The sequence below is a fragment of the Oerskovia jenensis genome, assembly GCF_016907235.1.
Lineage (GTDB): Bacteria > Actinomycetota > Actinomycetes > Actinomycetales > Cellulomonadaceae > Oerskovia > Oerskovia jenensis.
The window spans coordinates 4,305,640-4,329,745 of record NZ_JAFBBO010000001.1 but is presented as its reverse complement, the minus strand read 5'-3'; the positions used below and the strand labels follow the sequence as shown (position 1 = coordinate 4,329,745).

Annotated in this window: 28 protein-coding genes and 2 tRNA genes; 14 read left to right on the top strand and 16 right to left on the bottom strand. The window is 71.6% G+C overall.

Annotation, left to right across the window (positions count from 1 at the left end):
- Positions 1-44: 44 nt before the first annotated feature.
- From JOD49_RS19340 to JOD49_RS19315, 6 genes are all read right to left on the bottom strand, one after another.
- The gene (locus JOD49_RS19340) at positions 45-545 is read right to left on the bottom strand and encodes a DUF3145 domain-containing protein (protein ID WP_205308600.1); all 501 of its coding nucleotides are present in this window, start codon (positions 543-545) and stop codon (positions 45-47) included.
- Positions 546-836: 291 nt separating this feature from the next.
- Entirely contained in the window at positions 837-1,322 is a 486-nt protein-coding gene (gene def / locus JOD49_RS19335) for a peptide deformylase (RefSeq protein ID WP_205308599.1), read from the bottom strand.
- 33 nt (positions 1,323-1,355) lie between these two features.
- The gene (locus JOD49_RS19330) at positions 1,356-2,171 is read right to left on the bottom strand and encodes a DUF1206 domain-containing protein (protein WP_205308598.1); all 816 of its coding nucleotides are present in this window, start codon (positions 2,169-2,171) and stop codon (positions 1,356-1,358) included.
- Between the two features lie 253 nt (positions 2,172-2,424).
- The gene (locus tag JOD49_RS19325) at positions 2,425-2,970 is read right to left on the bottom strand and encodes a DUF488 domain-containing protein (protein ID WP_307822706.1); all 546 of its coding nucleotides are present in this window, start codon (positions 2,968-2,970) and stop codon (positions 2,425-2,427) included.
- Between the two features lie 176 nt (positions 2,971-3,146).
- The gene (locus JOD49_RS19320; protein ID WP_239526844.1) at positions 3,147-3,554 is read right to left on the bottom strand and encodes an ImmA/IrrE family metallo-endopeptidase; all 408 of its coding nucleotides are present in this window, start codon (positions 3,552-3,554) and stop codon (positions 3,147-3,149) included.
- A 10-nt stretch (positions 3,555-3,564) separates the two neighbouring features.
- Positions 3,565-3,954, bottom strand: a complete 390-nt coding sequence (locus tag JOD49_RS19315) for a helix-turn-helix domain-containing protein (RefSeq protein ID WP_205308596.1) — start codon at positions 3,952-3,954, stop codon at positions 3,565-3,567.
- Between the two features lie 96 nt (positions 3,955-4,050).
- On the opposite strand from JOD49_RS19315, the gene JOD49_RS19310 reads away from it, so the two are divergent.
- From JOD49_RS19310 to JOD49_RS19270, 9 genes are all read left to right on the top strand, one after another.
- The gene (locus JOD49_RS19310) at positions 4,051-4,287 is read left to right on the top strand and encodes a helix-turn-helix domain-containing protein (RefSeq protein ID WP_205308595.1); all 237 of its coding nucleotides are present in this window, start codon (positions 4,051-4,053) and stop codon (positions 4,285-4,287) included.
- A gap of 60 nt (positions 4,288-4,347) precedes the next feature.
- Positions 4,348-4,569, top strand: coding sequence for a hypothetical protein (locus JOD49_RS19305; protein ID WP_205308594.1), 222 nt, complete (start codon positions 4,348-4,350; stop codon positions 4,567-4,569).
- 215 nt (positions 4,570-4,784) lie between these two features.
- Positions 4,785-5,084, top strand: a complete 300-nt coding sequence (locus JOD49_RS19300; RefSeq protein ID WP_205308593.1) for a WhiB family transcriptional regulator — start codon at positions 4,785-4,787, stop codon at positions 5,082-5,084.
- 88 nt (positions 5,085-5,172) lie between these two features.
- Positions 5,173-5,475 (top strand): hypothetical protein, encoded by a 303-nt coding sequence (locus JOD49_RS19295; RefSeq protein WP_205308592.1) that lies wholly within the window; start codon positions 5,173-5,175, stop codon positions 5,473-5,475.
- Positions 5,476-5,549: 74 nt separating this feature from the next.
- Positions 5,550-5,864: a hypothetical protein gene (locus tag JOD49_RS19290; RefSeq protein ID WP_205308591.1), complete on the top strand. Its 315-nt coding sequence runs from the start codon at positions 5,550-5,552 to the stop codon at positions 5,862-5,864.
- Between the two features lie 76 nt (positions 5,865-5,940).
- Positions 5,941-6,723: a peptidoglycan recognition protein family protein gene (locus JOD49_RS19285; RefSeq protein ID WP_205308590.1), complete on the top strand. Its 783-nt coding sequence runs from the start codon at positions 5,941-5,943 to the stop codon at positions 6,721-6,723.
- A gap of 10 nt (positions 6,724-6,733) precedes the next feature.
- On the top strand, positions 6,734-7,078 hold the full coding sequence (locus JOD49_RS19280) for a hypothetical protein (RefSeq protein WP_205308589.1): 345 nt from the start codon (positions 6,734-6,736) through the stop codon (positions 7,076-7,078).
- Positions 7,079-7,189: 111 nt separating this feature from the next.
- Positions 7,190-7,780, top strand: coding sequence for a M23 family metallopeptidase (locus JOD49_RS19275; RefSeq protein WP_205308588.1), 591 nt, complete (start codon positions 7,190-7,192; stop codon positions 7,778-7,780).
- Positions 7,781-8,108: 328 nt separating this feature from the next.
- Complete coding sequence (locus JOD49_RS19270; protein WP_205308587.1) at positions 8,109-8,825, top strand: M23 family metallopeptidase; 717 nt, start codon at positions 8,109-8,111, stop codon at positions 8,823-8,825.
- Between the two features lie 218 nt (positions 8,826-9,043).
- On the opposite strand, the gene JOD49_RS19265 is transcribed toward JOD49_RS19270, so the two are convergent.
- Positions 9,044-9,117, bottom strand: a tRNA-Ile gene (locus JOD49_RS19265).
- Between the two features lie 63 nt (positions 9,118-9,180).
- On the opposite strand from JOD49_RS19265, the gene JOD49_RS19260 reads away from it, so the two are divergent.
- Complete coding sequence (locus JOD49_RS19260) at positions 9,181-9,687, top strand: hypothetical protein (RefSeq protein WP_205308586.1); 507 nt, start codon at positions 9,181-9,183, stop codon at positions 9,685-9,687.
- 54 nt (positions 9,688-9,741) lie between these two features.
- Positions 9,742-9,814, top strand: a tRNA-Asn gene (locus JOD49_RS19255).
- A gap of 344 nt (positions 9,815-10,158) precedes the next feature.
- Here JOD49_RS19255 and dnaG read toward each other — a convergent pair.
- Together dnaG and JOD49_RS19245 are read right to left on the bottom strand one after the other, a co-directional pair.
- Positions 10,159-12,096: a DNA primase gene (gene dnaG / locus JOD49_RS19250; RefSeq protein WP_205308585.1), complete on the bottom strand. Its 1,938-nt coding sequence runs from the start codon at positions 12,094-12,096 to the stop codon at positions 10,159-10,161.
- Positions 12,097-12,174: 78 nt separating this feature from the next.
- Positions 12,175-13,056, bottom strand: coding sequence for an AraC family transcriptional regulator (locus JOD49_RS19245; RefSeq protein WP_205308584.1), 882 nt, complete (start codon positions 13,054-13,056; stop codon positions 12,175-12,177).
- A gap of 84 nt (positions 13,057-13,140) precedes the next feature.
- Here JOD49_RS19245 and JOD49_RS19240 point away from each other — a divergent pair, with 84 nt between their 5' ends.
- The 3 genes from JOD49_RS19240 (at position 13,141) to JOD49_RS19230 (ending at position 15,720) form a co-directional block, all read left to right on the top strand.
- Positions 13,141-13,602, top strand: coding sequence for a VOC family protein (locus JOD49_RS19240; RefSeq protein ID WP_205308583.1), 462 nt, complete (start codon positions 13,141-13,143; stop codon positions 13,600-13,602).
- Between the two features lie 67 nt (positions 13,603-13,669).
- Positions 13,670-14,518: a helix-turn-helix domain-containing protein gene (locus JOD49_RS19235; RefSeq protein ID WP_205308582.1), complete on the top strand. Its 849-nt coding sequence runs from the start codon at positions 13,670-13,672 to the stop codon at positions 14,516-14,518.
- A 143-nt stretch (positions 14,519-14,661) separates the two neighbouring features.
- Positions 14,662-15,720, top strand: a complete 1,059-nt coding sequence (locus JOD49_RS19230; protein ID WP_205308581.1) for an iron-siderophore ABC transporter substrate-binding protein — start codon at positions 14,662-14,664, stop codon at positions 15,718-15,720.
- Between the two features lie 123 nt (positions 15,721-15,843).
- Here JOD49_RS19230 and JOD49_RS19225 read toward each other — a convergent pair whose 3' ends face one another.
- The 7 genes from JOD49_RS19225 to JOD49_RS19200 all read right to left on the bottom strand — a co-directional run bounded on the left by JOD49_RS19225 (position 15,844) and on the right by JOD49_RS19200 (position 23,903).
- Positions 15,844-17,109 (bottom strand): deoxyguanosinetriphosphate triphosphohydrolase, encoded by a 1,266-nt coding sequence (locus JOD49_RS19225; protein WP_205309112.1) that lies wholly within the window; start codon positions 17,107-17,109, stop codon positions 15,844-15,846.
- An 84-nt stretch (positions 17,110-17,193) separates the two neighbouring features.
- The gene (locus JOD49_RS19220) at positions 17,194-17,712 is read right to left on the bottom strand and encodes a metallophosphoesterase family protein (RefSeq protein ID WP_307822658.1); all 519 of its coding nucleotides are present in this window, start codon (positions 17,710-17,712) and stop codon (positions 17,194-17,196) included.
- Positions 17,649-17,951, bottom strand: a complete 303-nt coding sequence (locus JOD49_RS20860) for a metallophosphoesterase family protein (RefSeq protein ID WP_307822657.1) — start codon at positions 17,949-17,951, stop codon at positions 17,649-17,651. Before JOD49_RS20860 ends, JOD49_RS19220 begins: the two co-directional genes overlap by 64 nt.
- Before the next feature lie 116 nt (positions 17,952-18,067).
- Positions 18,068-19,960 carry a glycoside hydrolase family 13 protein gene (locus tag JOD49_RS19215; RefSeq protein WP_205308580.1) on the bottom strand — a complete coding sequence of 631 codons (1,893 nt, stop codon included), beginning with the start codon at positions 19,958-19,960 and terminating at the stop codon, positions 18,068-18,070.
- Between the two features lie 2 nt (positions 19,961-19,962).
- The gene (locus JOD49_RS19210) at positions 19,963-20,895 is read right to left on the bottom strand and encodes a sugar ABC transporter permease (protein ID WP_205308579.1); all 933 of its coding nucleotides are present in this window, start codon (positions 20,893-20,895) and stop codon (positions 19,963-19,965) included.
- Position 20,896: 1 nt separating this feature from the next.
- Positions 20,897-22,549: an ABC transporter permease subunit gene (locus JOD49_RS19205; protein ID WP_205308578.1), complete on the bottom strand. Its 1,653-nt coding sequence runs from the start codon at positions 22,547-22,549 to the stop codon at positions 20,897-20,899.
- Between the two features lie 133 nt (positions 22,550-22,682).
- The gene (locus JOD49_RS19200; RefSeq protein ID WP_205308577.1) at positions 22,683-23,903 is read right to left on the bottom strand and encodes a sugar ABC transporter substrate-binding protein; all 1,221 of its coding nucleotides are present in this window, start codon (positions 23,901-23,903) and stop codon (positions 22,683-22,685) included.
- Positions 23,904-24,106: the final 203 nt, after the last annotated feature.

Below are 24,106 nucleotides of genomic sequence, written 5' to 3'. Positions count from 1 at the left end.
GGGCGACCGTGAGGCCACCGGGGCCCCGTGGGGGCGACGTGAGATCAGCCCACGCGGTGGAGCCAGCGCACGTTCGAGTCCTCGCCCGCGTGACGGAAGGGCTCGAGCTCGTCGTCCCACGCCTTGCCGAGGGCCAGGTGCAGCGCCTCGCGCATGGCGCGGTTGTCGTGCGCGACCTCGAGCGCGGCACGCACCCGGTCCTCGGGGATCATGACGTTGCCGTGCACGTCCGTCACGGCGTGGAAGATCCCGAGGTCAGGGGTGTGGGACCAGCGGGCACCGTCGGCCCCGTGGCTCGCGTCCTCCGTGACCTCGTAGCGCAGGTGGGACCAGCCGCGCAGCGCCGAGGCAAGACGCGCACCCGTCCCCTGTGCTCCCTGCCAGGCGAGCTCCGCCCGGTAGAGGTCTCGCGCAGCGGGCTGCTCGGTCCAGTCCAGCGTGACGCGCACGCCCAGGACGTTCCCGGCAGCCCACTCGAGGTGCGGGCTCAGCGCCCGGGGCGCCGAGTGCACGAAGAGAACACCGCGTGTGATGGCACCAGTCATGTCGTTCCTCCCTAGGTCGAGGTTTCGTCTTCCCCAACGTCCTCACCAGGGGTGGATCATCATGCCTGATCAACCAGCGGTATACGAGCCATATCTTGCCTGAGAGTGGAGCGGATCGCGAGGGGAGGACTCCCCATCGCAGATTTCATCCCACTGTGCCTGCGCCGGCCGACGCGCTTCTCCCCCTATGCGCTCACGCTCCCCGACAGCCGTGACCGTCCGGGACGACGCGGCATTCCCCCCGTCGCCGCGGCGCTGGGCCGGGGTGACGAGGGGACACCGAGGTGCGCCTCAGAGCTGGGCGCGCATCTCCCGCATGGCCTTCTTGCGGACCGCACGGTCCAGGCGATCGAGGTACAGCATGCCGTCGAGGTGGTCGGTCTCGTGCTGGAGGCAGCGCGCCATGAGCTCGGTCCCTTCGACCGTGATCTCCTTGCCGTCGAGGTCGATGCCCACGACCCTCGCGTACCAGGCGCGCCGCGTCGGGTACCAGAGGCCGGGCACCGACAGGCACCCCTCGTCACCGTCCTGGATCCGCTCGGAGAGCTCGACGATCCTCGGGTTGAGGATGTAGCCGATCTCGTCCTCGATGTTCCACGAGAAGGCTCGCAGGTTGACGCCGATCTGGTTGGCGGCGAGGCCGGCCCGGCCCTCCTGGTCGACGGTCTCGACCAGGTCAGCGACGAGCGAGCGCACCCCGTCGTCGATGGTGGTGATCTCGTCGCACGGGGTGCGGAGCACGGGGTCCGGGATCACTCGGATCTCTCTCATCGCCATGGGCGCCATTCTTCCATGACGCCCCGTGCCGTCTCACATCCGTGCGTACCGGGCACGGGCGAACGAGTAGACGCCGTAGGCGGCGAAGCCGACGCCCGTCGCGGCCAGCAGGAAGGCACCGAAGGGCTGCTCGCCGATGGTCCGGAGTGCGGCGTCCAGGCCGCTCGCCTTCGCAGGGTCGGCAGTCACGGCGGCAGCCACGACGAGCGCACCGAGCACACCGAGCGCGATCCCCTTCGCGATGTAGCCGACCCGTCCGAGGACGACGACGGCGTGGCCGACCTGGCCGCCGGCGTTGCCCTCGAGGTCCTGGAGGAAGCGCTTCCTCCAGCCCTTGACCACGTGGTAGGCGCCGGCCACGACGATGCCGATCCCGACCGCACCGACGAGGACTCGGCCTGCGCCATTCGCGAGGAGCGAGGCGGTGAGGCTGTCCTGCTGCCCGCCGCTGCCCGAGCCGCTCACGACCTTGAACGTCAGCACGGCGAGCGCGAGGTAGACGACGGCCTTGCCCGCCGACTTGGCGCGGTATGCCTTGCGGTCCTTCACGTTCCCGCTCGTGCCGGCGATCGCCTCGAGGATCTGCCAGAGGCCCAGCGCGACGAAGGCGACGACCGCGAACCAGAGGACGAACTCTCCGCCGGTCGTCCCGGCGATCTCCTGGAGGGCGCCGGTCTCGCTCGCCTGTCCACCGCCGGAGCCTGTCGCGATCCGGAGGGCGATGATCCCGATCATGATGTGCAGCAGCCCGCTGACGGCGTAGCCGGTGCGGGCGAGGACCCGCAGGCCCTTGCTCTGCTGGAGCCGCTGGGCGGTCCCTGACGTGGTGCGGTTGGTACCGGTAGGCACGGGTGGGTCTCCTTCGAGTCGACGGAGGTGGAATCCTGACACGACCCTGAGCCGTTCGCTCGTTGAACGGGACGATCCGGTCTACCGGGAGGTATCGGGTGTTTTGCCGCGCGTCGCCTGCTGGCGGTGCCCTGAGCACGGCCGCACGGTGCCTCGAGGCTCAGGTCGGCCGCACCGAGAACGGGACAGCGGTCGCGCCGACGGTCGCGGCGACCCCGCCCCGCGGTCTCGACCTCACCGAGGCTCGCGCCCGTCAGGGATCGGACGCCCGTCGGTCCGCCGCGGCCAGGTGGTCACGCAGCACCCCGGCCTGGTTGTCCTGCTCGTCCTGGGACCCGTAGAGCAGCGTGACGACCGGGTGGACGGCGATGATCGAGCGCAGCTCGTCGACGGCCGGGTTCTGGTCGAGCTCGGCGCGGTAGCGCGCCGCGAACTCGTCGAACAGGGCGCGGTCGTGGTGGAACCAGGTCCGTAGCCCGGTCGACGGTGCCACGTCCTTGAGCCACCGGTCCACCCGGGCGCGCTCCTTGCTCAGACCGCGCGGCCAGAGCCGGTCGACCAGGACGCGGTAGCCGTCGTCGGGCGTGGGGTCTGCGTAGACGCGGCGAGTCTGCACGGTCATGTCTCCCAGGGAACGCCACGAGACGTCTCGGCGCGCGACGAGAAGGTGGCGAGGAGTGCGGGCCGGGCCGCGCTGCTCGAGCGTGAGACCTGGGACGCCGTCGGGCTCGCCGACGAGCCGCGCCGCGCACCCGACGTCAGTCGTGCGGCCCGGGCGCGTCGCGGCCTCGTACAGCATGGGGTCCACGTCGAGATGATCGCGCGCCGCGACCCGCAGATCCTGACGAAACACCCGGAGGTCGTCGATCAGGAGCACGTCGCGGTGGACGGGCTCGGGAAGGGGGCGCTGGAGATCATGCGCCCCAGGGTGCCATGGTCGACGTAGGCGGTCGCCCGGATTCTCGGCCCGGAACGTCAGCCGAACGCGGTGAACCCCCGCGGGACGCGGTGCGCGTTCGCCCGCCACGCTCGACGCCAGGCGTGGATCATCCGCGCGGGGACTCCGAGCTCGCGCGCGATCAGGGTCACGTCGGGTCCGTACATGTGCTCGGCCTGGGCGTACTCCCCCGGCCCGAAGAGCAGGTTCGCGGCGTACTCGTCGGCCTGCCGCTCCTGCCTGGACTCGCGAGCACCGACCATGTGCACGTGGCAGTGCACGTGGTGCCCGCACTCGTGCGCCAGCGCAGCGCGCTGCAGCAGGTACGACCGGCCGTCGTTGATGACCACGACGCCGTCCTCACGGAGATGGGCATGCCGCGCCCCCAGGTCGTCGAACAGCACCTCCAGCCCCAACGACTGCGCGTGCTCGATCAGGTCGTACATCTCCACGCTCCTACGGTTGCTCCTCGTGGCTCTCCATCTCGGCCACCAGGTCCTCTCCGTCGTAGTCCTCCATCGCCGCGATGACTCCCGGCTCGGTGACCGTAGTACCACGGGCCTCGGTCCGCGCGGGGAACGCGTGCACGGACGCGCCGGGTGCCGGCCGCTCCTTCTCTGCACGGGCGAGGATGACCTCCGCGCGCTCGATGATCTCGTGGGGGTAGATCTCGAACGCCTCGGCGAGCTGCGCCACCTGGACGACCTTGATCTCGCGCTCGGCCTGGAGCACGCGCATGAGCGAGCGCTCGGGGATCCCGGCCCGGGCAGCCAGCTCGCGCACGGTCATCCCGCTGATCGCGCGCTCCGCAGCGATTGCACGCGCCGTTGCCTCGTTGATGTCCATACGGGCATGCTACACGTTCGATCTGGCAGCCCTACTGCCGAAAGTGGAGCAGTCGCCACCTTGCACACTGTCCATTCGGGCAGTACTGTTGCCGTTATGGACAGCAACCACTACGCATCCGCAGTGGCCGCCAACATCGAGGCGGCGCGACGGGAGATCGGGTTGTCGACGGTCGCGCTCGCCGCGTCGTCGGGCATCCCCCGGACCTCGCTCGACCGCAAGCTCAACCGCCACGGCAACTTCACGGTCCGCGAGATCAAGGCGCTCGCGACCGCACTCGGCTCCACGGCCCTGGCTCTCTCGACCGTCCGGGACGTCTCGGCCGCAGCCTGAGCCCTCCTCCCACCCCCGCTCCGAGGTTCGCCACGGACGAAGAGACCAGGAGTCGTCGCCATGCCCATCACCCGCACCGGGTGGGAACAACGGATCCGGACGTTCGCCGCCGAGAACAGCATCGACCTGGGACGCAGCAGGACGCAGCGGCTCGCGCTCAAGATCCACCGACGCGCCGAGCAGATGCAGCACGTCGACCCCGACGACCTGCTGCGCTCGGTCCTCGGCTACCACGACCCGACAGGCGAGACGGCAGTCAGGAACGTGACGCGCGGCTCGTAGGTACGTCCTGCGCGCCGTCACCCGGACCAGCCCCCACCCAGCTCGCCGTCACGGCCCTTCGCGCGACGGCTCGTCGCGGCCCGTCACGGACGGCCACGTCCCGTGCCGGGCCCTTCACACCACCCGCTCCACGGCCCCGGACGCACCGGGACGACGAGCACCGACGACCGACGGCCCCACCGAGCGTGCGCGGCCACGAGACGAGGAGAAGACCGATGATCGACCTGCGCGCCACGTCACTCACCCGACCGACGAGCCGGCTCGCGACCCGTGAGGGCGTCGAGTGGCGCCTCGACGCAGCGTGCCGAGGCTGGGACCACGAGCTGCAGGGCGACCCCTGGCACCCGTACTCCGAGCTCCCGTCCGCCTACGACCAGGCGCGCCGCATCTGCGGGGACTGCCCCGTCAGCGCGCCCTGTCTCGCCGAGGCTTCGGCAGCCGAGTCCGACGGCCCCGGAGCCCTGCGCTTCGGGATGTACGGCGGCCGGACCCCGGCCGAGCGCGCGGCGTCATGACCGCTCGTCCTGGCGATCGCCCGCCCCCGCCACGCTGCACGCTCCCGCGCCGACCCGCCGCGCCCACCGACCGACCAGGAGCCCCGCCATGACCCGACCCGATCCGTATCTCGACGCCGACCGCCTCTACGTCCTGTCCAACGCCGTCCCCGCGATCGCCGGGCACCTCGGCATCACGCTCGACCGCGAGGGAAGAGCCCTCGCCCCTCCCGACGGCGCCACGCTGGTCGAAGCCGTGGCCGCACTGACGTACGCCAGGCACACGACCGACACCTACCGGCGCTGGGAGGACCTCGGTCCGCGCCGCCGCGCGGACTGGATCGCCACGGCCGAGGCCGTCGTGAGACTCACCGCCGCGACGAACGGCGCGGACCCCCTGCCCCCGTCCTGATACACCGACCTGCCGAGGAGGCGCACCATGCGGTGGAGCTGCACAGCCCGCGGGGCGTACGGCGTCGAACGACCATGAGCACACCCGAACAGCAGCAGGCCGAATCGGTCCCCGTGACCCTCGCCCGCCTCGAAGGCAAGGTGGACGCCGCTCTCGCGGTGCAGACCGCGCGCCTCGAGGAGCACGCACGCCGCCTCGACGCCTCCGACCGCACCGCCGCCGCCCACTCCGTGAGCATCGGCGAGCTCGAGAAGAACGCCGCTGCCGGCACCCGTGCCGGGACCTCGGGCTGGACCATCGCCTCGGTCGTCGTGTCCTCGATCGTCGGGCTCGGGTCGCTCCTGGCGGTCCTGCTCACGCTCGTGCGCGTCGTCCCTGGCGCGCCCTGACCCCACCCCCCTGTCCACACACCCATCGGCCCCGCACGCGAACGCGTCGGGGCCTTCGTCACGCAAGGAGGAGTCCATGCCCGTCTACCCAGGCGCAGTACAGCGCCTGATCCCGCACGCGAACACGGAGAACGTCCGCGCCTTCGTCCGCAACCGCATCAACTTCCACACGGCCGTCACCGATGCGTCGTCCCTCTACCCGTACTTCTCTCCACCCGGTCGACCCTGCTCGCACTTCTACGTGGCCGAGGACGGGACCGTCGAGCAGTACATCGACACCGACTACTACTCCGCCGCCGACTACGAGGGCAACGACGCGACGATCTCGATCGAGTCCTGGGACGGCTACGGACGCCTCTGGACGACCGGTCAGCCTCCGCCGTGGACGGCCGCACAGGTCGCGGCCCTCAAGGCCCTGTCCACGTGGATCATCCAGACGCACCCGACCATCCCGACCCGGCTGGCCACCGACTCCCGCATCGGAGCGAGCTCCCGCGGCCTGTCCTGGCACCGCCTGGGGGTGGAGTCCTCTCCCCCGTTCCGGCCGGGCTACCGAGTCGACGGGGGCATGTACTACTCCACCTCCGTCGGCAAGACCTGCCCCGGCGACGCTCGCATCGCACAGATTCCCGGCATCCTCGCCGCGATCCCACCCATCCCCACCCGACTACCCGTCCAGGAGGACGACATGCTGCTCATCCGTGACAACTCGACCGGCGCCGTGATGCTCGTGCTGGGGGGCGTCGGCTCCGCCGTCCTCGGCCCGGACTACGCCTCCTTCCAGCGCGCAGGCGTCCCCGTGGTCGGCGTGACGACCGAGGGCTTCGCCATCGCGTCCAACCGCTACCTCAACCGGTGACGGTGGCGCCATGGCCACCGTCCGACCTCGGACCGACCGTGCGGTCAGCTATCTGCGCACCGTCGTCCCCGTCCTGTGGGGGGCGGCAGTCACCTGGCTGCTGACCCTCGTCGTGCTACCCCCTGAGCTCGTCGACCTCCTGACGTCCGACCTCGCGGTCAGCGCCGTCACGGCCCTGATCGTCAGTGCCTGGTACATCGCCTGGCGAGGGGTCGAGGCCCACGTCCCCGAATGGCTCACGCGCATCGTCCTCGGCTCCGCCCGGAGTCCGAGCTACGCCGGGCGACGCACGGGCGCGCTCCGTCCCGCCGACGCGTCGCCCGAGTCCAGCACCACACCGCGCGACCGTGCCTGACCACGTCGCCGGACCCCCGTCCGGGTCGACCCCTCGACCCGGTCCGCACAACAGAAAGGAGCTCACATGTGGGTGAACCCTGCAGTCGGTCGCATCACCTCCGGATTCGGCATGCGCACGAGTCCGACGGACGGTGTGTACCGGCTCCACTCCGGCACCGACATCGGGGCGCCGTCCGGCGCGCCGATCTGGGCCGCCACCGCAGGAACGGTCACGTTCTCCGGCTTTCAGACCGGGGGCGGGAACATGGTCAAGATCGCCCACCCCGGCGGCATCGAGACCTGGTACCTGCACATGACCGCCCGCCACGTCACCGTCGGCGCACAGGTCGCCACGGGTCAGCAGATCGGCACGATCGGCTCGACCGGCAACTCGACCGGGCCGCACCTGCACTTCGAGACCCGGGTCAACGGCAACCCCCAGAACCCCGTCCCCTTCATGACCGCCAGAGGCGTCACGCTCGGCTCCGGCACCCCCACCACCAACCCCACCCCCACACCGGACCCCGAGCCGGTGCCTGACGTCCAGGAGGACAACATGGTAGTCATTCTCAACAAGTCGAACAACGCGGCGATCGTCGTCTCGGGCGGCAAGTCGGCGCCCGTCATCGGCTGGGACATGTACGTCACGCTCACCCAGACCCTGCCGTCGCTCGGGGTCACCAACGAGCAGTTCAACGCCTTCGCGGCGTCCTTCGCCTGACCCCCCGGAGACGAAGCCCCGCCCCTGCCAGGGGGCGGGGCTTCGTCGTCCCCAGGCTCGCGCCCCCGGGCGCGAGGACTCGTGGGGGCCCGGCGCGTGATCGACATCAAGTTCCAGGGCTAGAGAAAGACCCATCTAGCCCTGGAGCTTGAGCAGGACCGAGCGGGCGGCGCCGTGCTGCACACGGTCGACGACAACGCCTCCTCGATCGCGTCACCCCGCGTCGAGCAACACCTCCAGGTCGGTCCACGACCTGATCCGCACAACAGAAAGGAGTCCTTCCATGTGGGTGAACCCCGCAGTAGGACCCATCACGTCCAGGTTCGGGATGCGCAAGAATCCCGTCACCGGCGTCGTCCGGCTTCACGCAGGCACCGACATCGGGGCGCCGCCCGGCGCGCCGATCTGGGCCGCCACCGCAGGAACGGTCACGTTCTCCGCCTTCGACACCGGGGGCGGGAACATGGTCAAGATCGCCCACCCCGGCGGCATCGAGACCTGGTACCTGCACATGACCGCCCGCCACGTCGCCACCGGCGCACACGTCGCCGCCGGTCAGCAGATCGGCACGATCGGCTCGACCGGCAACTCCACCGGGCCGCACCTGCACATCGAGACCCGACTGGGCGGCCCCCAGGACCCCATCCCGTTCTTCGCCGCCCGCGGCGTGAACCTGGGCGTCGGCACACCTCCGGCACCCAACCCCAACCCCACCCCCACGCCGGACCCCGAGCCGGCCCCCACCGTCCAGGAGGACGACATGCGAGGACTCATCGAGGCACTGTACCGACGCTACCTGGGGCGCGAGGGCGCCGCCCGCGAGCTCGACGACTGGACCATCAGCGCCGCGACCGGCGCGAGGACCGGGGCCCAGGTGGTCGACACCTTCCTCAGCGGACGCGCCGAGTCCGCCACGGTGATCGCCGCCTACCAGGAGTTCCTCGGACGCGCTCCGGGCGAGTCCGAGATCGCGAGCTGGCTCCAGAGCCAGCCCAGCATCCGCCAGGTCCGCACCGGCATCGCCGGTTCGCCCGAGGCGGGCTGACCCCCAGCACGACGAAGCCCCGCCCTCTTCGGAGGGCGGGGCTTCTCGTCATGAGCGGGGGACCCGCCCTCCCCGACGTGCGGCACCGGCCTGACCCACGCCTGGTGGGCGAAGGGTGGCGCGCCCTACGGGTCCGGCGTGCGCAGGTTCGAAGGTGGCTACGGTTGTGGCTACACCCCCGGTGTAGCCAACCCCGAGTTTTTCCAGCGATCGCAAGGTAGGGCAGGTGGGGCTTGAACCCACGACCGGCGGATTATGAGTCCGATGCTCTGACCGACTGAGCTACTGCCCCTCGGCGGACAAGCGTACCGGCAGGCGGGCGCCGTACGGGCGCGTGGGCAGTACCGTGTCTGGCATGGCTCTGTTCGCCCGTAGCTCCCTGCCCGACGACGCCCGCAGGTCCCTGCGCCTCGCCCCGAAGGACGCGGTGCTCGCTTCTGCGCAGCTCGTCGACGGGGCGTGGGCCGTCGCGACCCGCACCGTCCTGGCCACGACCGGAGACGACGCCACCTCGCGCCCGTGGTGCGACGTCGACAAGGCCGGCTACGACCCGGCCACCGCGTCGATCACGGTCGAGTGGGTCGACGGCGCCGCTCCCCTGGTCCTGCGCCTCGCCGACGTCCGGCGCACCGCGCTCGCGCAGACGGTCCGCGAACGGGTGCAGTCGTCGGTGGTGCTCGCGGAGGTCGTGACGCTGGGCGGAGGACGCTCGGCCAAGGTCGCCGTGCGCCGCGACAGCGACGGCTCGCTCTTCTCCCAGGTCGTCGCCGAGGCCGGCGTGGACCTGGAAGAACCCCGGACGCGGGCTGTGATCGACGCTGCGGAGGACCGGCTCCGATCGATGTCCGGACTACCCCTCTGATGCTGATAGAGTTTTCCCCGGTCGCCCAACCGGTGAAGATCGGTGGGTGAGCGGTCCCGCGTAGCTCAGCTGGCAGAGCATCCGACTGTTAATCGGACGGTCGTAGGTTCAAGTCCTACCGCGGGAGCAGCACACGAGGCCCCTGATCTGCGGAGACGCGGATCAGGGGCCTTCTGCATGCCTGCTGCGCGCAGCTCGCGCTCAGGCACCCCGCAGGCCCATGTGCCGCGATGTGACCCTCGTCGCACCTGACCGGAACCATGCTCAGGACCTGCACGCCTCGCCTCACGCCCCTGCCGGTGAAGCGGCACTTCGGGCGATGACGGGCACCGCGACGGCACGGGACATGGTGGTCCGGTCCCGGCACCCCACGTCGGTCGTCCACAGCTCGCGAACCCGTCGTACGACACGACGGACGCCAGGGAGCGGGGATCCACCCCGGGGACGGCGCCGCCCGGTCGAGCACGTGCCTCAGACGCGTTCGCGCAGCTCCCGGCGGTCCCGCTCGACGGCCAGCAGCTCGGCGAACGCCGCCCCGTAGGCGTCGGGGTCCGCGGCGGGGTCGAGGCGTTGCAGGCGGCTCTTGGCGTCGGCGACGCGACGCGTGAGCCCCAGGTCCACGAACGCCTTCACGACGCCCTGGACGTACCCCTGGATGACGTTCTCGCGGTCCTCGGGCAAGGGGGCGACCGCGAGCTGGTTGACGATGCCGCGCACGGTCTCGGGGGCCTGCTCGATCACGTGCTCGACCCACTGCCCCGCGGGGTGGGCGGCGGCCCCCGCCATGCCTCCGGCAGCCCGGATCGCGTCGTGCACGGCACGCCAGGCCGGGGTCGCGAACGCCGTCTCGGAGAACGCGTCGAACTCCTCGGCGGGCACGTACTGCGGGTACTGGAGCGCGACCACGAGCGCCTGACGCTCGAGGCGCGCCACAGGGTCGCGCGGGTCCGGCGGAGAGAAGACCGGGCCCGACGGCGCCGCGGACGCTCCGTCGTCGGGCGTGGGAGCGAGCGGGCGGACCGGGGCCGGCAGAGTCTGCGGGACGCCCGCCTTCCCCGCCGCCGCGACCGCCCGCCGCACCGACTCCGAGTCCATCCCGATCCAGCCCGCGAGCATGCGCGCGTACTCGGGCCGCAGGGCCGTGTCGCGGATGCCCGCGACGACCGGCGCCGCCGCACGCAGCGCAGCCACGCGCCCCTCGGCCGTGTCGAGGTCGAACGTGGCGAGCGACGTGCGGATGACGAACTCGAACAGGGGCTGTCGCCCGTCCACGAGGGCCCGCACGCCCTCCGGGCCGCGCGCCATGCGCAGCTCGCACGGGTCCATGCCGCTGGGCTCGACGGCGACGAACGTCTGGGCGTAGAAGCGCTGGTCCTCGCCGAACGCGCGGACGGCGGCCTTCTGACCGGCGGCGTCGCCGTCGAACGTGAAGACGACCTCTCCCCCGAGCGACGCGCCCGACGCGAGCTGGAGCCCGCCGCCCGCGGTCGTGTCCCCCAGCAGCCGGCGCACGATGCGCGCGTGGTCGGTGCCGAACGCCGTGCCGCACGTCGCGACGGCCGTCGTGACGCCCGACAGGTGCGCGGCCATGACGTCGGTGTACCCCTCGACGACCACGACGCGCTTGTTCTTGGCGATCTCGCGCTTGGCGAGGTCGATCCCGTAGAGCACCTGGGACTTCTTGTAGAGCGTGGTCTCCGGGGTGTTGAGGTACTTGGGGCCCTGGTCCTCGTCGAAGAGCTTGCGCGCGCCGAACCCGATGGTCTCGCCCGTGACGTCGCGGATGGGCCACACGAGGCGGCCGCGGAAGCGGTCGTAGATGCCGCGCTGGCCCTGGCTCATGAGGCCCGACGCGATCAGCTCCGCCTCGGTGAAGCCACGCCCGCGCAGGTGGCGCAGGAGCGAGTCCCAGCCCGTCGGCGCGAACCCGACGCCGAAGCGCTCGGCGTCCGAGCGGTCGAAGCTGCGCTCGGCCAGGAACGTGCGCGCGACCGTGGCGCCGGGTGCGAAGAGCTGCTCGGAGAAGTACTGCGAGGCCACGCGGTGAGCCTCGAGCAGGCGCTGACGCTTGCCGGGCTCCTCGGTCCTGCGCGGGCCGCCGCCCTCCTCGTACCGGAGCTGGACGCCCACGCGGTCGGCCAGGTACTCGACGGCCTCGGTGAACGTCATGCCGTCGATCTTCTGCACGAAGGAGATGACGTCGCCGCCCTCGTTGCAGCCGAAGCAGTGCCAGCGCCCCACCTGGGGGCGGACGTGGAAGGACGGGGAGCGCTCGTCGTGGAAGGGGCACAGCCCCTTGAGCGAACCGACACCGGCGGGCTTGAGGGTCACGTGCGAGGACACGATCTCGTCGATCCTCGCGCGTTCGCGCACCGCGTCGACGTCCTCGCGTCGGATCAGACCTGCCACGTACAGAGTGTAGGTCCCGCCGGTCCCGAGGGGCAGCGGGCGCCCGACACCGGGCCCCTCGGGGTGTGTCCGGTCCGGTCAGGTGGACACGAGCTCGAGCAACCGGGCCCGCGATTCCGCGCACCGTCGGGCGTACGCGCCGGGGGTGTGACCCGTCACGGAGACGAAGTCCACAGCGAGGTGCGCCTGGTCGTAGTAGCCGACGTCGACCGCGAGCGCCGCGAGGTCCTGCCCGGGGTCGGCGGCCAGGCGCTCGGCCGCGAGGTGGACGCGGTGGCGCTGCAGGACCCACTTGGGCCCGACGCCGACGCGCTCGCCGAGGAGACGCTGGAGGCTGCGCGTGCTGGTACCCGCGACGCGCGCGAGGTCGGCGACGCGGGCGTGCGGCCCGAGCTCGCCCGACGTCGCGGCGTCGAGCACGCGGGAGACCTGGGGCAGCGCGGGGTCCGGCGCGAGCCGGTCGCGCAGGAGGTCCGCGAGGACGCCGACCGCAGCCTCGTCCTGGCCGCGCCCGGCGAGCGCGAGGGCGCGCTCCCCCGCCTCGTCCGCCCCGGGCCCCAGGACGCCCGACGCCGGCACGGACGTCCCGCGCGCCACGACCAGCGCGCCGGGGCGCAGCTTCGCGGCGACGACGACGCCCGACCCGAGCAGCGTGCGGTCGAACAACCCGTCGGGGATGCCGTGGGCCGCGAAGCCGCTCGGCTCGGCGACGAGGTTGACGCACGGGTGCGGGATCACGGTCTGGGTGAACGACTCCCCGACCGGCAGGTCCCAGCGCACGAGCCAGAACCAGTCGACGCGGTCCGCGAGGTCGGCCGGGGCGGGCAGGCGCTCGAGCGCGAAGGCCCGGCGCGCGGCCGCCGGGTCCACGACGCCGTACGTGGTGGACGGGACGCGAGGGCCGCGCTGGCCGTCGCGACCGCTCGGCGCGCTGCCGGCGCCCGCGGGTTCGTGTCGCATTCCTCCAAGACTGCCACCCCGCACCGACACGACGATGGATATGAAGCACCCCGACGTGCACCCCCACCGACCACTGGAGGAACCATGGACATGTCAGCCCTGCACCCGAACCTCGCCGTCTCCGACGCGCGGGCCGCGATCGACTTCTACACCGCGGCGTTCGGCGCCGAGGTCGACGACGTCATCACGGTCGGCGACGCGATCATCCACTCCGACCTGCGTCTGCCCACGGCGTCCGGGTACTCGACGTTCACGGTCGCCCAGGAGTTCCCGGGCGCGGGGTCGGTGGCTCCGGACCCCGAGGGTCCGACGCCCGTGTCGTTCACGGTGCCCGTCCCGGACACCGACGCCGCGTACGCCCGCGCGATCGCCGCGGGCGCGACGAGCACGGCCGAGCCCGCGGACTGGTTCGCGGGCTTCCGCCAGGCTGCGGTGCGCTGCCCGTTCGGGCACCGGTGGTACTTCACGACGGTCGACGACTCGGTCACGGCCGAGGACGTGCAGCGCGCGAGCGACGCCTGGATGAGCGAGCAGCCGGCCGGCTGAGCGGTCAGCCACCGGTCGGCCGAGCCGGTCGACCGGGTGCGCCGGCACGGAAGGTAACGTCCTGCCCATGACGATCGACGAGCACCCCGGGAGCATCCGCATCTGGGGTGCTCCGTCGTTCACCGAGGAGCCCGCGGTGCCCTACCGGGCGCCCGAGGGCCGGATGGTGGCCGCCCCGTGGAGCCTCGCGACCAACGTGTACGAGCCGGGCCACGCGCGCGAGTGGCCCGACGAGGTCCACTACGAGCACGAGCTCGTCTGGGGCGAGGGCGGCCCGCTCGACGTCGAGGCCATGGGCAGACGGTGGCTGGTCCCGCCGACCCTGGGGATCTGGCTTCCCGCGGGGACCCGGCACAGGGTCCGGGCCGATCCGGACGTGACTCTCTACGCGACCTATCTGAACCCCGACCAGGTCGCGCCACGGTGGGAGAGCGTCGTCGGGGTCCCGGTCAGCGCCCTGCTGCGCGAGCTGCTCCTGCACGACGCGACGGCCGTGATGCAGGATGCCAGCCGGCACAGCCTCCAGGCGCTCGCGGTCGAGCAGATGCTGCCGCTGCCCGTGGCGAGCATCGAGCTGCGCATGCCGCGCGAGGCCGACCTGCTGCACGTCGCCGAGCGGCTGCTCGCGACCCCCGGGGACGGCCGGTCGCTCGACGCCTGGGCCTCCGACGTGGGCATGAGCCCACGCACGTTCATGCGGCGCTTCGTCGAGGAGACGGGGCTGTCGTTCGCGCAGTGGCGCATCCTCGCGCGCACGGGGGCAGCACTCGTGCTGCTCGCCGAGGGCCGCCCGGTCCGCGAGGTCGCCCGCGAGGTCGGCTACTCGAGCCCGAGCACGTTCGTCACGGTCTTCCGTCGCACCACGGGCATGTCGCCTGCCGCGTACGTGCGCCTGCTCGGAGCGCCCGGCCGCTGACCGTGGCGGGAAATCGGTCATCCCTGGCAGGATTTCTCGATCCCGCCCGGGTTAGCCTCACCTTCGTCCCGCCAACTAAGGCTAGGCTCATCTAACTAGCGGGCGTCGAGTCGCACTGCGAGACGCCCGACGGAGGACCCTTCATGACCCCGAGCACCACCCGCCGTCGCGCCGCTCCCCGGCGCCGTCTCCTGGGCGCCGTCGCGGCGCTCACGACCCTGGCCGCGCTCGCGGCCTGCTCGACGGGAGGGACCGACGGCTCGACGCCGGCCCCCGCGGGCGGAGCCGACGTCGCCGCGACGCACCTCGCCGAGGCCGACGCGTTCCCGGTCGAGATCGAGCACACGTACGGCTCGACGACGATCGAGGCCGAGCCCCAGCGCGTCGTGACGATCGGCTGGAGCAGCCAGGACGCGGTCGTCGCGTTCGGCAAGGTCCCTGTGGGCATCGAGAGGTTCACCGGACCCGGCATCGAGGACGACATCCTGCCGTGGCTCACCGAGACCTTCGAGGGCGCCACGCCCGAGCTGCTCACGAGCAACCCCGACGTCCCGTTCGAGCAGATCGCGGCCCTGCGTCCCGACGTGATCGTCGCGGTCTACTCGGGCATCACCGACACGGCCTACGAGCGTCTCTCCGAGATCGCCCCGACCGTCGCGTTCCCGGGCTCCGCCTGGGAGACGTCGTGGCAGGACCAGACCACGATGATCGGGGCGGCCCTGGGGCAGCCGGCCAAGGCCGACGAGCTCGTCGAGGGTGTCGGGACCACGGTCGCCGAGACGGCCGCGGCCCACCCCGAGCTCCAGGGCAAGACCATCACGTACGCGATGAACGGCGAGGGCGGCCTCATCGTCTTCTGCCCCTCGGACCCGCGCATCGAGCTGCTGACGCAGATCGGGCTCGCGCCGTCCCCCGGCACGCTCACCGTCTGCGGCGCCGAGGACGCGTCGTCGGTCTCGGTCAGCTCGGAGCTCATCCCCACGCTCGACGCCGACGCGTTCATCCTCATCGACGTCGACGAGACGGTCTACGACACCCTCCTGGGCAACCCGCTGTTCGCGGCGCTGCCCTCGGTCGTCGACGACCGCGTGATCCGCGTCGTCGGCATGGACTACGCCATGGCGACGTCCGCACCGACCGTCCTGAGCATCCCCTACGCGCTCGACGAGTTCGTCGCCCAGCTCACGGCCACCCTCGGCTGAGCGGTCCCGCTCACACCCCAGGACAGGCACGGACACCCGCTGACGCCCGAGAGCACCTGAGAACCCCGTGAGCACGACGACGGCCCGACCCCCACCAGGGGCCGGGCCGTCGCCACGTCCAGGTCAGCGCGGCCCGGAGACCCACCGCTCGTGGAGCTGGTAGGCGCTCACGTCGGTGAGCGATGCGACCTGGTCGACGACGACCCGGAGGCGAGCGGCGTCGTCGGGCGCCTCGACCCAGTCCGCCGCGAACGGCGCCTCGAGCGCGTCCGGGGCCTTGTCGATGAACACCTCGACGAGATCTGCCAGGACCTGTCTCTGCTGGTGGTGCAGCGGCTCTTGCTCACGCGGGGCCATGACGTACGCGACCGCCATGCCCTTGAGCACGAGGATCTCCGCGGACGTCGCCTCAGGGACGACCAGGCGGGCCGAGTAGCGCGTGAGCGGACCGTCGCCGTACTCCTCGCGCGTCGCGGCCTGCGCCGACCCGCTGAAGCGCCCGATGAGCTGGCTCGTCGAGTCCTTGAGGGCCGCGAGCGCCCGGCGCGACCCGTCGAACCCGCGCATCAGGTGGCCCGTGGACTCGAGCCGGGAGATCGCGGCGTCGAGCTCGCCCGCGGTGTATGCGTCGCCGTACCAGGCGCGGACCGCGGCCACGACCCGCGCCCGCTCGTCGGGGTCCGCGAGGACCGCGAGGTCGAGCTTGCCGCCCACGATCGCGTCCTCGACGTCGTGCACCGAGTAGGAGATGTCGTCGGCCAGGTCCATGACCTGGGCCTCCATGCACTTGACGTGCTCGGGGGCCCCCTCACGCAGCCACGTGTAGACGGGCACGTCGTCGGGGTAGACGCCGAACTTGTGCGTCGTGGTCCCGTCCGCACGCACCGGCCCCTCGCCCCGGCGCCACGGGTACTTGACGCTCGCGTCGAGGCTCGCGCGGGTCAGGTTGAGCCCCACGGGGGTGCCGTCCGCGGCGAAGACCTTGGGCTCGAGGCGCGTCAGGAGACGCAGCGTCTGGGCGTTGCCCTCGAAGCCGCCGTGATCCGCCATGATCTCCGCGAGCGCCCGCTCGCCGTTGTGCCCGAACGGCGGGTGGCCCAGGTCGTGGGCGAGGCACGCGGTGTCGACGACGTCCGGGTCGCACCCGAGCGCGCGCCCCATCTCCCGGCCCACCTGCGCGACCTCGAGGCTGTGCGTCAGGCGCGTGCGCACGAAGTCGTCGGACCCAGGGCCCAGGACCTGGGTCTTGGCACCGAGCCGGCGCAGCGCCGAGGAGTGGACCACGCGCGCCCGGTCCCGTTCGAAGGGCGTGCGGGCCTTGCTCTTGGGGGGCTCGGGGACCCAGCGCTCGACGTCGTCGGCCGAGTATCCGAAGGCACTTCCTGGCATCGTGTGGGGCACGGGACCCACCCTATCGACGCGGCGGGTCGCCGTGGTGCTCGTCCCCAGGGCTCCGTCGCGGGCCGCTGCGGCTCAGGCCTCCTCGGCGCGCACCTGGAGCCCCCGGTAGACGCCCGTGCGCAGCTCGACCTCCCAGACGTCGGCCGTCGGCATCGCGAGCCGGTGGGCGACCTCGATCTCGGCCTCGACGTCGTACGGCACGCGCACGAGCTGGAGCCCGAAGGGCCCGGGCGCCTCGTCGTCCAGGCGCCCCTCGAGGATCGCGTAGCTGGGCACGGGCTCGTCGAGCGGGTTGCCCACGCTGCCCACGTTGAACAGCGTGCGCCCCTCGCGGACCTCGACGTACGCGTCGTGGACGTCGCCGTAGCCGACCATGGTGGGCTCGGGGCCCGGGCCCGTGAGGTCGGTCGCGCGGAACATCGCGTCGAACTGCTCGTCGCTGTGGTGGAAGTGCACACGCGTGTGCACGCTCTCGGCGGAGGCGTGGAACAGGCGGATCCGGCGACCGCTCAGGAGCACGTCGTGGCTCAGGGGCAGGGCAGCGAGCCACGCGAGCTGGTCGGCTCGCAGCTCGCCGTGCCACCAGCGCATCTCGGCCGGGGCGTCGGGGGCGTGACGGGCAGGAAGTCGTCCCAGTTCCCCCGCACGTTCACGGCGCACGCCGCACGACAACGGTCCACGACGGCACTGCCGCGCGGCCCCTTGCCGACGTAGTCACCGAGGTTGACGACGTGCGTGACGCCGCGCGCGGCGATGTCTGCGAGGACGGCCTCGAGGGCCGTGAGGTTGCCGTGGACGTCGGACAGGACGGCGATCCGGTCGAGGGTCATGCGGGGATCCTGCCACGGCGACGATCTCGCCGAGAAGTGAGCAGATGCCCCTGATCGCCGCGGATCAGGGGCGTCTGCTCACTTCTCGGCACGGGCGGCCCAGCGCGCGAGCCGGCTCAGGCCAGCCGCCACACCCCGACGCCGGGGCCGTCACCCGCCACGTCGAGGCCCGCGGCCGAGACGTCGAGGGTCAGGTCGCCGTACAGGCGCTCGGCGTCGCCCCCCGCGAGCAGGTGCTGCGGCAGCCGCGCCCCGGCCCACGCCTCGCGCGCGACGACGACGAGCACGCGCTCGTCGGTCGTCTCGCGCAGGTACGCCACGGCGTCGTCGTCGACCACGAGCCAGCGCAGCCCGCCCTCGCGCAGCGCCCGGCTCCCCCGGCGCAGCGCGACGAGCCGCCGGTAGACCTCGAACGTGTCGCCGTCCCAGCGGTCCGGGCGGTCCCACGGCATGGGCACGCGTGCGTGCTCGCCGTTGGTGCCCGTGAGCCCCACCTCGTCGCCCGCGAACATCACGGGCGTGCCGGGGTAGGTCAGCAGGAGCGTCGCGGCGACCTCGACCATCTCCGCCGAGCCCACGATCGAGCGCAGGCGCGGGGTGTCGTGCGACCCGAGCATGTTCCACTGGCGCGACGTGACCGACCACGGCAGCACGGCGTCGAAGTCACGCATGGTCTCGACCATGCTGCGCCCGCCGCGGCGCGGCGTCGTGACGGGCAGCCCGAGGAACGGGACGGTCGAGTCGTGCGGCGCGAGCCACGTCCAGATCGGGCGCGTGAACGCCGAGTAGTTCATGTTGGCGTGCCAGCCGTCGCCCGCGAGGTCGAGCGAGGCGTCGTGGAAGTGCTCGCTCACCAGGACCGAGTCCGGGTCGATCTCGGTCATGGTGGCCCGGATGCGGCGCGCGATCTCGAGCGTGCGGTCCTCGTCGCCGTAGCGCCCGGTCATGTTGGCGACGTCGATGCGCCACCCGTCGAGGGAGAAGGGCTCACGCAGGTAGCGCCCGACGACGGAGCCCGGCCCGTCGATCATCCTCGCCCCGAGCGTGGGCGAGCCGTAGTTGAGCTTGGGCAGCGACGCGTGCTCGAGCCAGCCCACGTACCCGGGCTCGTCCGGCGTCCAGTAGAACCAGTCGCGCTCGGGGCTCGACTCGTCGGCGTGCGCTCGCTCGAACCACTCGTGGCCCGCGCCCGTGTGGTTGGTCGTCAGGTCGCCGAGGAGGCGCATCCCGCGCTCGTGCACGGCCCGCGAGAGCGACGCGTACGCCTCGTCGCCGCCCAGCAGGGGGTCGACACGGTCGAACGTGCTCGCGTCGTACCGGTGGTTGGAGCGCCCCGGGAACACCGGGGTCAGGTAGACCGTCCCGACGCCGAGCGCCTGGAGGTGGTCCAGGTGCTCCTCGATCCCCCGCAGGTCGCCGCCGTAGTACTGCGTCCCGACGCCGGGCCCGGCCGCGAGCGGCTCGTCGTCCCAGTCGGCCGGCTGCGCCCAGTCCGGGACGGGCCGCGAGTCCGCCGCTGCCGAGCGCGCGAACCGGTCCGGGAACACCTGGTAGACGACGCCGTCGCCCATCCAGGACGGCGCGGGCGGGTGCACGGTCAGGCGGAAGTCCGCGGCGTCGGGCACGTCCCGGTCGAAGACCCCGCGCCCGTTGAGCCACCGGTACCCGCCCGGGACGTCCAGGAAGAACCGGTAGCTCGTGACCGGGTTGTGCACCAGGACGTCGGCCACGTACCAGGACTCGTGCTCGTCCTCCCGGTCGAGCCGGGCCTCCGACAGGCGCGGCTCGCCGTCGCGCACGGTCCGCAACCACACGGCCCGGACCTGCGCGTCGGCACCGCCGGGGACGCGTGGCACGCGCACCCGGACCGGGACCACGTCCCCCAGGACGGGCGTGCCGCCGGGGACGTAGACCTCGGAACCGTCGTGGTGCGCGGCCAGGGTGACCACCTCGCGGGACGAGGCGGCCCTCCCGGCGGACGTGACGTCGTCGGGCAGGGAGCTGCTCATGCTCAGCCCTTGACCGAGCCGGCCGTCAGCCCACCCACGATGTACTTCTGCAGGTAGAGGAACAGCGCCAGCACCGGGATCGTCGAGATGACCGCCCCCGCCGTGAACAGACCCCAGTTCGCCTCGCGCAGCGAGGAGACCCAGCCGTACAGGCCCACCGCGAGCGTCCAGTTGGACTCCGAGGTCAGGACGATGCGCGCGATCATGAACTCGCCGTACGTGCTGATGAAGGACAGCAGCGCCACGACCGCCAGGATCGGCGCCACGAGGCGCAGGATGATCGTCCAGTAGATCTGCGCGTGCGTCGCGCCGTCGAGCTTCGCGGCCTCGTCGAGCTCGCGCGGGACCGTGTTGAAGAACCCGTACATGAGGAAGGTGTTCACGCCCAGCGCGCCACCGAGGTACACGCAGATCAGGGCGAGCTTGCTGTCCAGGCCCAGGGCCGGGACCACGTCGCCGAGGCTCAGGAGCAGCAGGAAGATCGCGATGAACGCGAGCATCTGCGGGAACATCTGGATGATGAGCAGCGACGTCAGGCCCGCCCGGCGCCCCGAGAACCGGAACCGCGAGAACGCGTACGCCGCCGCGGCGCCCATGAGCACGGTACCGACCGAGGTCACGACCGCGATCACGAGCGTGTTGAGCATCCACGTCCAGAACAACGAGTCGCCGAGCTCCGCGTAGTTCACGGTGCTCACGTCCGCGAAGAGCGTGTTCGACCCCGTGAGGGTGCCGTTCTCCGACAGCGACGCCGAGAGCACGTAGACGAGCGGGAACGCCGAGAACACGACCGCGACGACGCCCACGAGGTGACGCCAGCCGAGCTCGCTGAACCAGCGGCCGGGCTTCATGCGCGTGCGGCCCTCGGGACCGGGCGCGCCGCCGGAGGACGAGCCCGCCGAACCGACGGGAGCAGAGACAGAGGTGGTCGCCATGTCAGTTGATCTCCTCGAACTTGCGGGTGCTCCGGAAGGCCAGGGCAGAGATGGTGCCGACGATCACGAAGATCACGATCGACAGCGCGCTCGCGAGCCCGAAGTTCTTGGGCGCCGAGCCGTCGACCCCGGAGATCTGGTAGACCATCGAGATCAGGATGTCGGTGTGCCCCAGCGGGACCGAGGCGTCCCCGAACCGTGGACCACCCCCGGTGAGCATGTAGATGAGCGTGAAGTTGTTGAAGTTGAACGCGAACGACGAGATGAGCAGCGGCGCCGTCGAGATGAGCAGCAGCGGCAGCGTGACCGAGCGCCACGTGCGCCAGCGGCCGGCACCGTCGATCTTCGCGGCCTCCATGACGTCCGAGGGCAGCGACTGCAGTGCGCCCGTGCAGATCAGGAACATGTACGGGAAGCCCAGCCACAGGTTCACGAAGAGCACCGAGAGCTTCGCGAGCACCGGGTCCGTGAGCCACGGGATCTCCGCGCCGCCCAGCAGGACCTCGTTGATGAACCCGAACCGCGTGTTGAGCAGACCCGACCACAGCAGCGCCGCGAGGAAGCCCGGGATCGCGTACGGCAGGATCATGAGGACGCGGTAGACCTTGCGTCCCCGCATGCGGACGTCGTTGAACGTGATCGCGAGGAACAGGCCCAGCAGGAACGTGGTCGCGACCGACCCGATCGCGAAGACGAACGTCCACACGAGGATCTTGAGGAAGGGCTGCGCGTAGCGCGCGTCCGAGAAGGCCGTGACGAAGTTGTCGACCCCCACCGCGACCCGCCAGCCGACGGCGAGCGTCGTGCCGTCCGCGGCCTCGAACTGACCGTTGTCGTTCGGGGTGTAGACGGTCCCGGTCGTCGTGTCGGTCATGGTGTCGCTCGCCGCGTCCCACTCGAGCGTCGAGGTGTAGACGAAGCCCGTCATCGCGTCGGGGGTGCGGATCGACCCGTCCCCGGGGTCGTCGGACACGGGCACACGGAGGGTGGTGACCTCCTCCTGGCGCTGGAGCACCTGGCCGCGCTCGAGGACCGTGTACCCGGGGACCTCGGTCGCGCGGCCTGCCTCGACCGTCGCGTCCTCGACCACCGTCAGCGGCTGCTCGGCCGACCCGACCTCGACGTCGCCGTCGGGCGTCACGATCGCGAAGGCGAGCGTGCCGCCGTCCTCGACGACCGTGAGCGGAGCCGACTCGGAGCCCTCGACGCGGCGCTCGTTCTGCACGAGCAGGGCCTCGATCGCCTGCTCCTTGGTCGAGTTGTGCCCCGTGCCGTAGTTCGTGAAGGCGATGTAGCCCGTGTAGGCCACGACGAAGATCTGGTAGGCCAGCAGGAAGATCAGGCCCGGCAGGATGTACTTGAGCGGCAGTGCGCGCCTGGAGAAGTAGACCCAGTTGGCCGCGACCAGCATGGCTGCCGACGCGGCGAGGATGCCGTACGACTCGGCGCTCCACGCGGACCAGACCACGTACACGCCCAGCGCGTCGATGACGGCCATGAGGGCCAGCTTGGCGAAGAACCCGGGGCTGTAGTTCCGGGCGTGCGACCCGTCGCGGTCGCGGCGCTGGCGCTGCCCTCGCGGTCCTTCAGGGGGCCCGGAGTCCTCCGGAGCGCCGACGGCGGTGTCGGTGGGCGTGATCTGTGGGGCGGACATCGAGCCTCCGTAGTCGTGCGACACGGGTACCGGCCCGTGTCATGGGGGTGGCGCAGCGCCGCTGGTGCGGGCTGCGCCGGCGACCTCGTGGCCGTGACGCCGGGAAGGGCGTCCCGGCCACGAGGTCGGTCGATCAGGAACCGATGGCCGTCTGGATGTCGGTGATCATCTTGTCCCAGGTGGTGATCGGGTCGGCGCCGCCGACGATCGCTGCCTCGGTCACGCCCCAGAAGCTCCACACGGAAGCCATCTCGGGGATCGAGGGCATGGGCAGGGCGTCAGCACCGACGGCGCGGAAGCCGGCGATGATCGGGTCCTCGGCCGCGGCCTTGTCGGCCGAGACGGTGAGGGCCGGGGGACGGTTGCCCGACTTGTACAGCGCCGTCTGGGCCTCCTCGGTCGAGAGGAAGTTGACGAGGAAGTCGTTGGCGACGAGCGCGTTCTTGCTCTGGTTGCTCAGGTAGAAGCCCTGGACGCCCACGAAGGGCTGCGCGGTCTGGCCACCGGCGCTGGGGACCGGGTCGATCGCGAGGTCGAGACCCTCGAAGGACTCGATCATCCACGGGCCGCCGACGATGAAGGGCGACTCGCCGTTCTTGAAGGCCTCGACGGCGATGTCGTACGTCGTGTCCTGGCTCAGGACGCCGGCAGCACCCTGTGCGCCGAGCCACGTCGCGAAGGCCTGGCCCTCGGGGCCGCCCATCGCGAGCTCGGAGGTGTAGGAGCCGTCCGCGTTCTGCGCGAAGACCGGGGCGCCGAACGACGTCTGGAACGGGTAGTGCGTGTAGGGGTCGCCCTTCGCACCGTCCGACTGGACGAGGATCGGGAACTTCGTGCCCGCGGCCTGGCCGGCGGCGACGGCCTCGTCCCACGTGGCGGGGGCCGTCGCGGCGAGCGCGGTGTTGCGGATGAGGGCGATGTTCTCGGTCGCGTAGGGCAGACCGTAGACCTGGCCGTCGAGCGTGAAGGCCTCGATCGAGACGGGCTCGAACTCCGCGGCCTTGTCGCCGAGCTCGAGCGGCGCGACGACACCGTTGACCGTGAACTCGCCGAGCCAGTCGTGCGCGCCGACCGTGATGTCGGGGCCCTTGCCCGTCGGGACCTGCGCGAGGAAGTCCGCGCGGATGTCCTCGTAGTTCTTCTGGACGATGTCGACCTTCGTCCCGGTCTCGGTCTCGAAGGCCTTCGCGGCATCGGTGACCGCAGCCTTGCGGGTCTCGTCGACCCAGACCGTCAGCGCACCGGCCGTGTCCTCGGACCCCGTGGTGGGGTCGTCTCCGCTACCGCCGCCGGAGCAGGCTGTGAGCGCCAGCGTGGTGCCGAGCGCTGCGGCAAGAAGGATGCTCCGTCGCATCTGAGTCACTCCCAAGCAATCGAGATTGTCAGCCAAGGGTGGCGAACCTGCCCTCCTCGGCCCTGATGGGGACGACCGTACGTCGCCGGGTAGCCATGATGCAAGCGCTTGCGGTAACTTTCATGCAACGCATTGCACATCACAGCGAAACCGCTCATCGCACACCGCTTCCGGGACGGCGACATCCAGCCCGCGAGCAACCA

Bases quoted from the DNA above. Each gene is read 5' to 3' on its own strand.
- JOD49_RS19215 (WP_205308580.1), bottom strand. From the start codon at position 19,960: ATGAGCAGCTCCCTGCCCGACGACGTCACGTCCGCCGGGAGGGCCGCC.
- JOD49_RS19225 (WP_205309112.1), bottom strand. From the start codon at position 17,109: ATGCCAGGAAGTGCCTTCGGATACTCGGCCGACGACGTCGAGCGCTGG.
- JOD49_RS19230 (WP_205308581.1), top strand. From the start codon at position 14,662: ATGACCCCGAGCACCACCCGCCGTCGCGCCGCTCCCCGGCGCCGTCTC.
- JOD49_RS19220 (WP_307822658.1), bottom strand. From the start codon at position 17,712: ATGCGCTGGTGGCACGGCGAGCTGCGAGCCGACCAGCTCGCGTGGCTC.
- JOD49_RS19270 (WP_205308587.1), top strand. From the start codon at position 8,109: ATGCGCAAGAATCCCGTCACCGGCGTCGTCCGGCTTCACGCAGGCACC.
- JOD49_RS20860 (WP_307822657.1), bottom strand. From the start codon at position 17,951: ATGACCCTCGACCGGATCGCCGTCCTGTCCGACGTCCACGGCAACCTC.
- JOD49_RS19290 (WP_205308591.1), top strand. From the start codon at position 5,550: ATGAGCACACCCGAACAGCAGCAGGCCGAATCGGTCCCCGTGACCCTC.
- JOD49_RS19205 (WP_205308578.1), bottom strand. From the start codon at position 22,549: ATGTCCGCCCCACAGATCACGCCCACCGACACCGCCGTCGGCGCTCCG.
- JOD49_RS19315 (WP_205308596.1), bottom strand. From the start codon at position 3,954: ATGGACATCAACGAGGCAACGGCGCGTGCAATCGCTGCGGAGCGCGCG.
- JOD49_RS19340 (WP_205308600.1), bottom strand. From the start codon at position 545: ATGACTGGTGCCATCACACGCGGTGTTCTCTTCGTGCACTCGGCGCCC.
- JOD49_RS19200 (WP_205308577.1), bottom strand. From the start codon at position 23,903: ATGCGACGGAGCATCCTTCTTGCCGCAGCGCTCGGCACCACGCTGGCG.
- JOD49_RS19325 (WP_307822706.1), bottom strand. From the start codon at position 2,970: ATGCTGTACGAGGCCGCGACGCGCCCGGGCCGCACGACTGACGTCGGG.
- JOD49_RS19300 (WP_205308593.1), top strand. From the start codon at position 4,785: ATGATCGACCTGCGCGCCACGTCACTCACCCGACCGACGAGCCGGCTC.
- JOD49_RS19260 (WP_205308586.1), top strand. From the start codon at position 9,181: ATGGCTCTGTTCGCCCGTAGCTCCCTGCCCGACGACGCCCGCAGGTCC.
- JOD49_RS19310 (WP_205308595.1), top strand. From the start codon at position 4,051: ATGGACAGCAACCACTACGCATCCGCAGTGGCCGCCAACATCGAGGCG.
- JOD49_RS19235 (WP_205308582.1), top strand. From the start codon at position 13,670: ATGACGATCGACGAGCACCCCGGGAGCATCCGCATCTGGGGTGCTCCG.
- def (WP_205308599.1), bottom strand. From the start codon at position 1,322: ATGGCGATGAGAGAGATCCGAGTGATCCCGGACCCCGTGCTCCGCACC.
- JOD49_RS19240 (WP_205308583.1), top strand. From the start codon at position 13,141: ATGGACATGTCAGCCCTGCACCCGAACCTCGCCGTCTCCGACGCGCGG.
- JOD49_RS19275 (WP_205308588.1), top strand. From the start codon at position 7,190: ATGCGCACGAGTCCGACGGACGGTGTGTACCGGCTCCACTCCGGCACC.
- JOD49_RS19295 (WP_205308592.1), top strand. From the start codon at position 5,173: ATGACCCGACCCGATCCGTATCTCGACGCCGACCGCCTCTACGTCCTG.
- JOD49_RS19285 (WP_205308590.1), top strand. From the start codon at position 5,941: ATGCCCGTCTACCCAGGCGCAGTACAGCGCCTGATCCCGCACGCGAAC.
- JOD49_RS19210 (WP_205308579.1), bottom strand. From the start codon at position 20,895: ATGGCGACCACCTCTGTCTCTGCTCCCGTCGGTTCGGCGGGCTCGTCC.
- JOD49_RS19305 (WP_205308594.1), top strand. From the start codon at position 4,348: ATGCCCATCACCCGCACCGGGTGGGAACAACGGATCCGGACGTTCGCC.
- JOD49_RS19320 (WP_239526844.1), bottom strand. From the start codon at position 3,554: ATGTACGACCTGATCGAGCACGCGCAGTCGTTGGGGCTGGAGGTGCTG.
- JOD49_RS19280 (WP_205308589.1), top strand. From the start codon at position 6,734: ATGGCCACCGTCCGACCTCGGACCGACCGTGCGGTCAGCTATCTGCGC.
- JOD49_RS19245 (WP_205308584.1), bottom strand. From the start codon at position 13,056: ATGCGACACGAACCCGCGGGCGCCGGCAGCGCGCCGAGCGGTCGCGAC.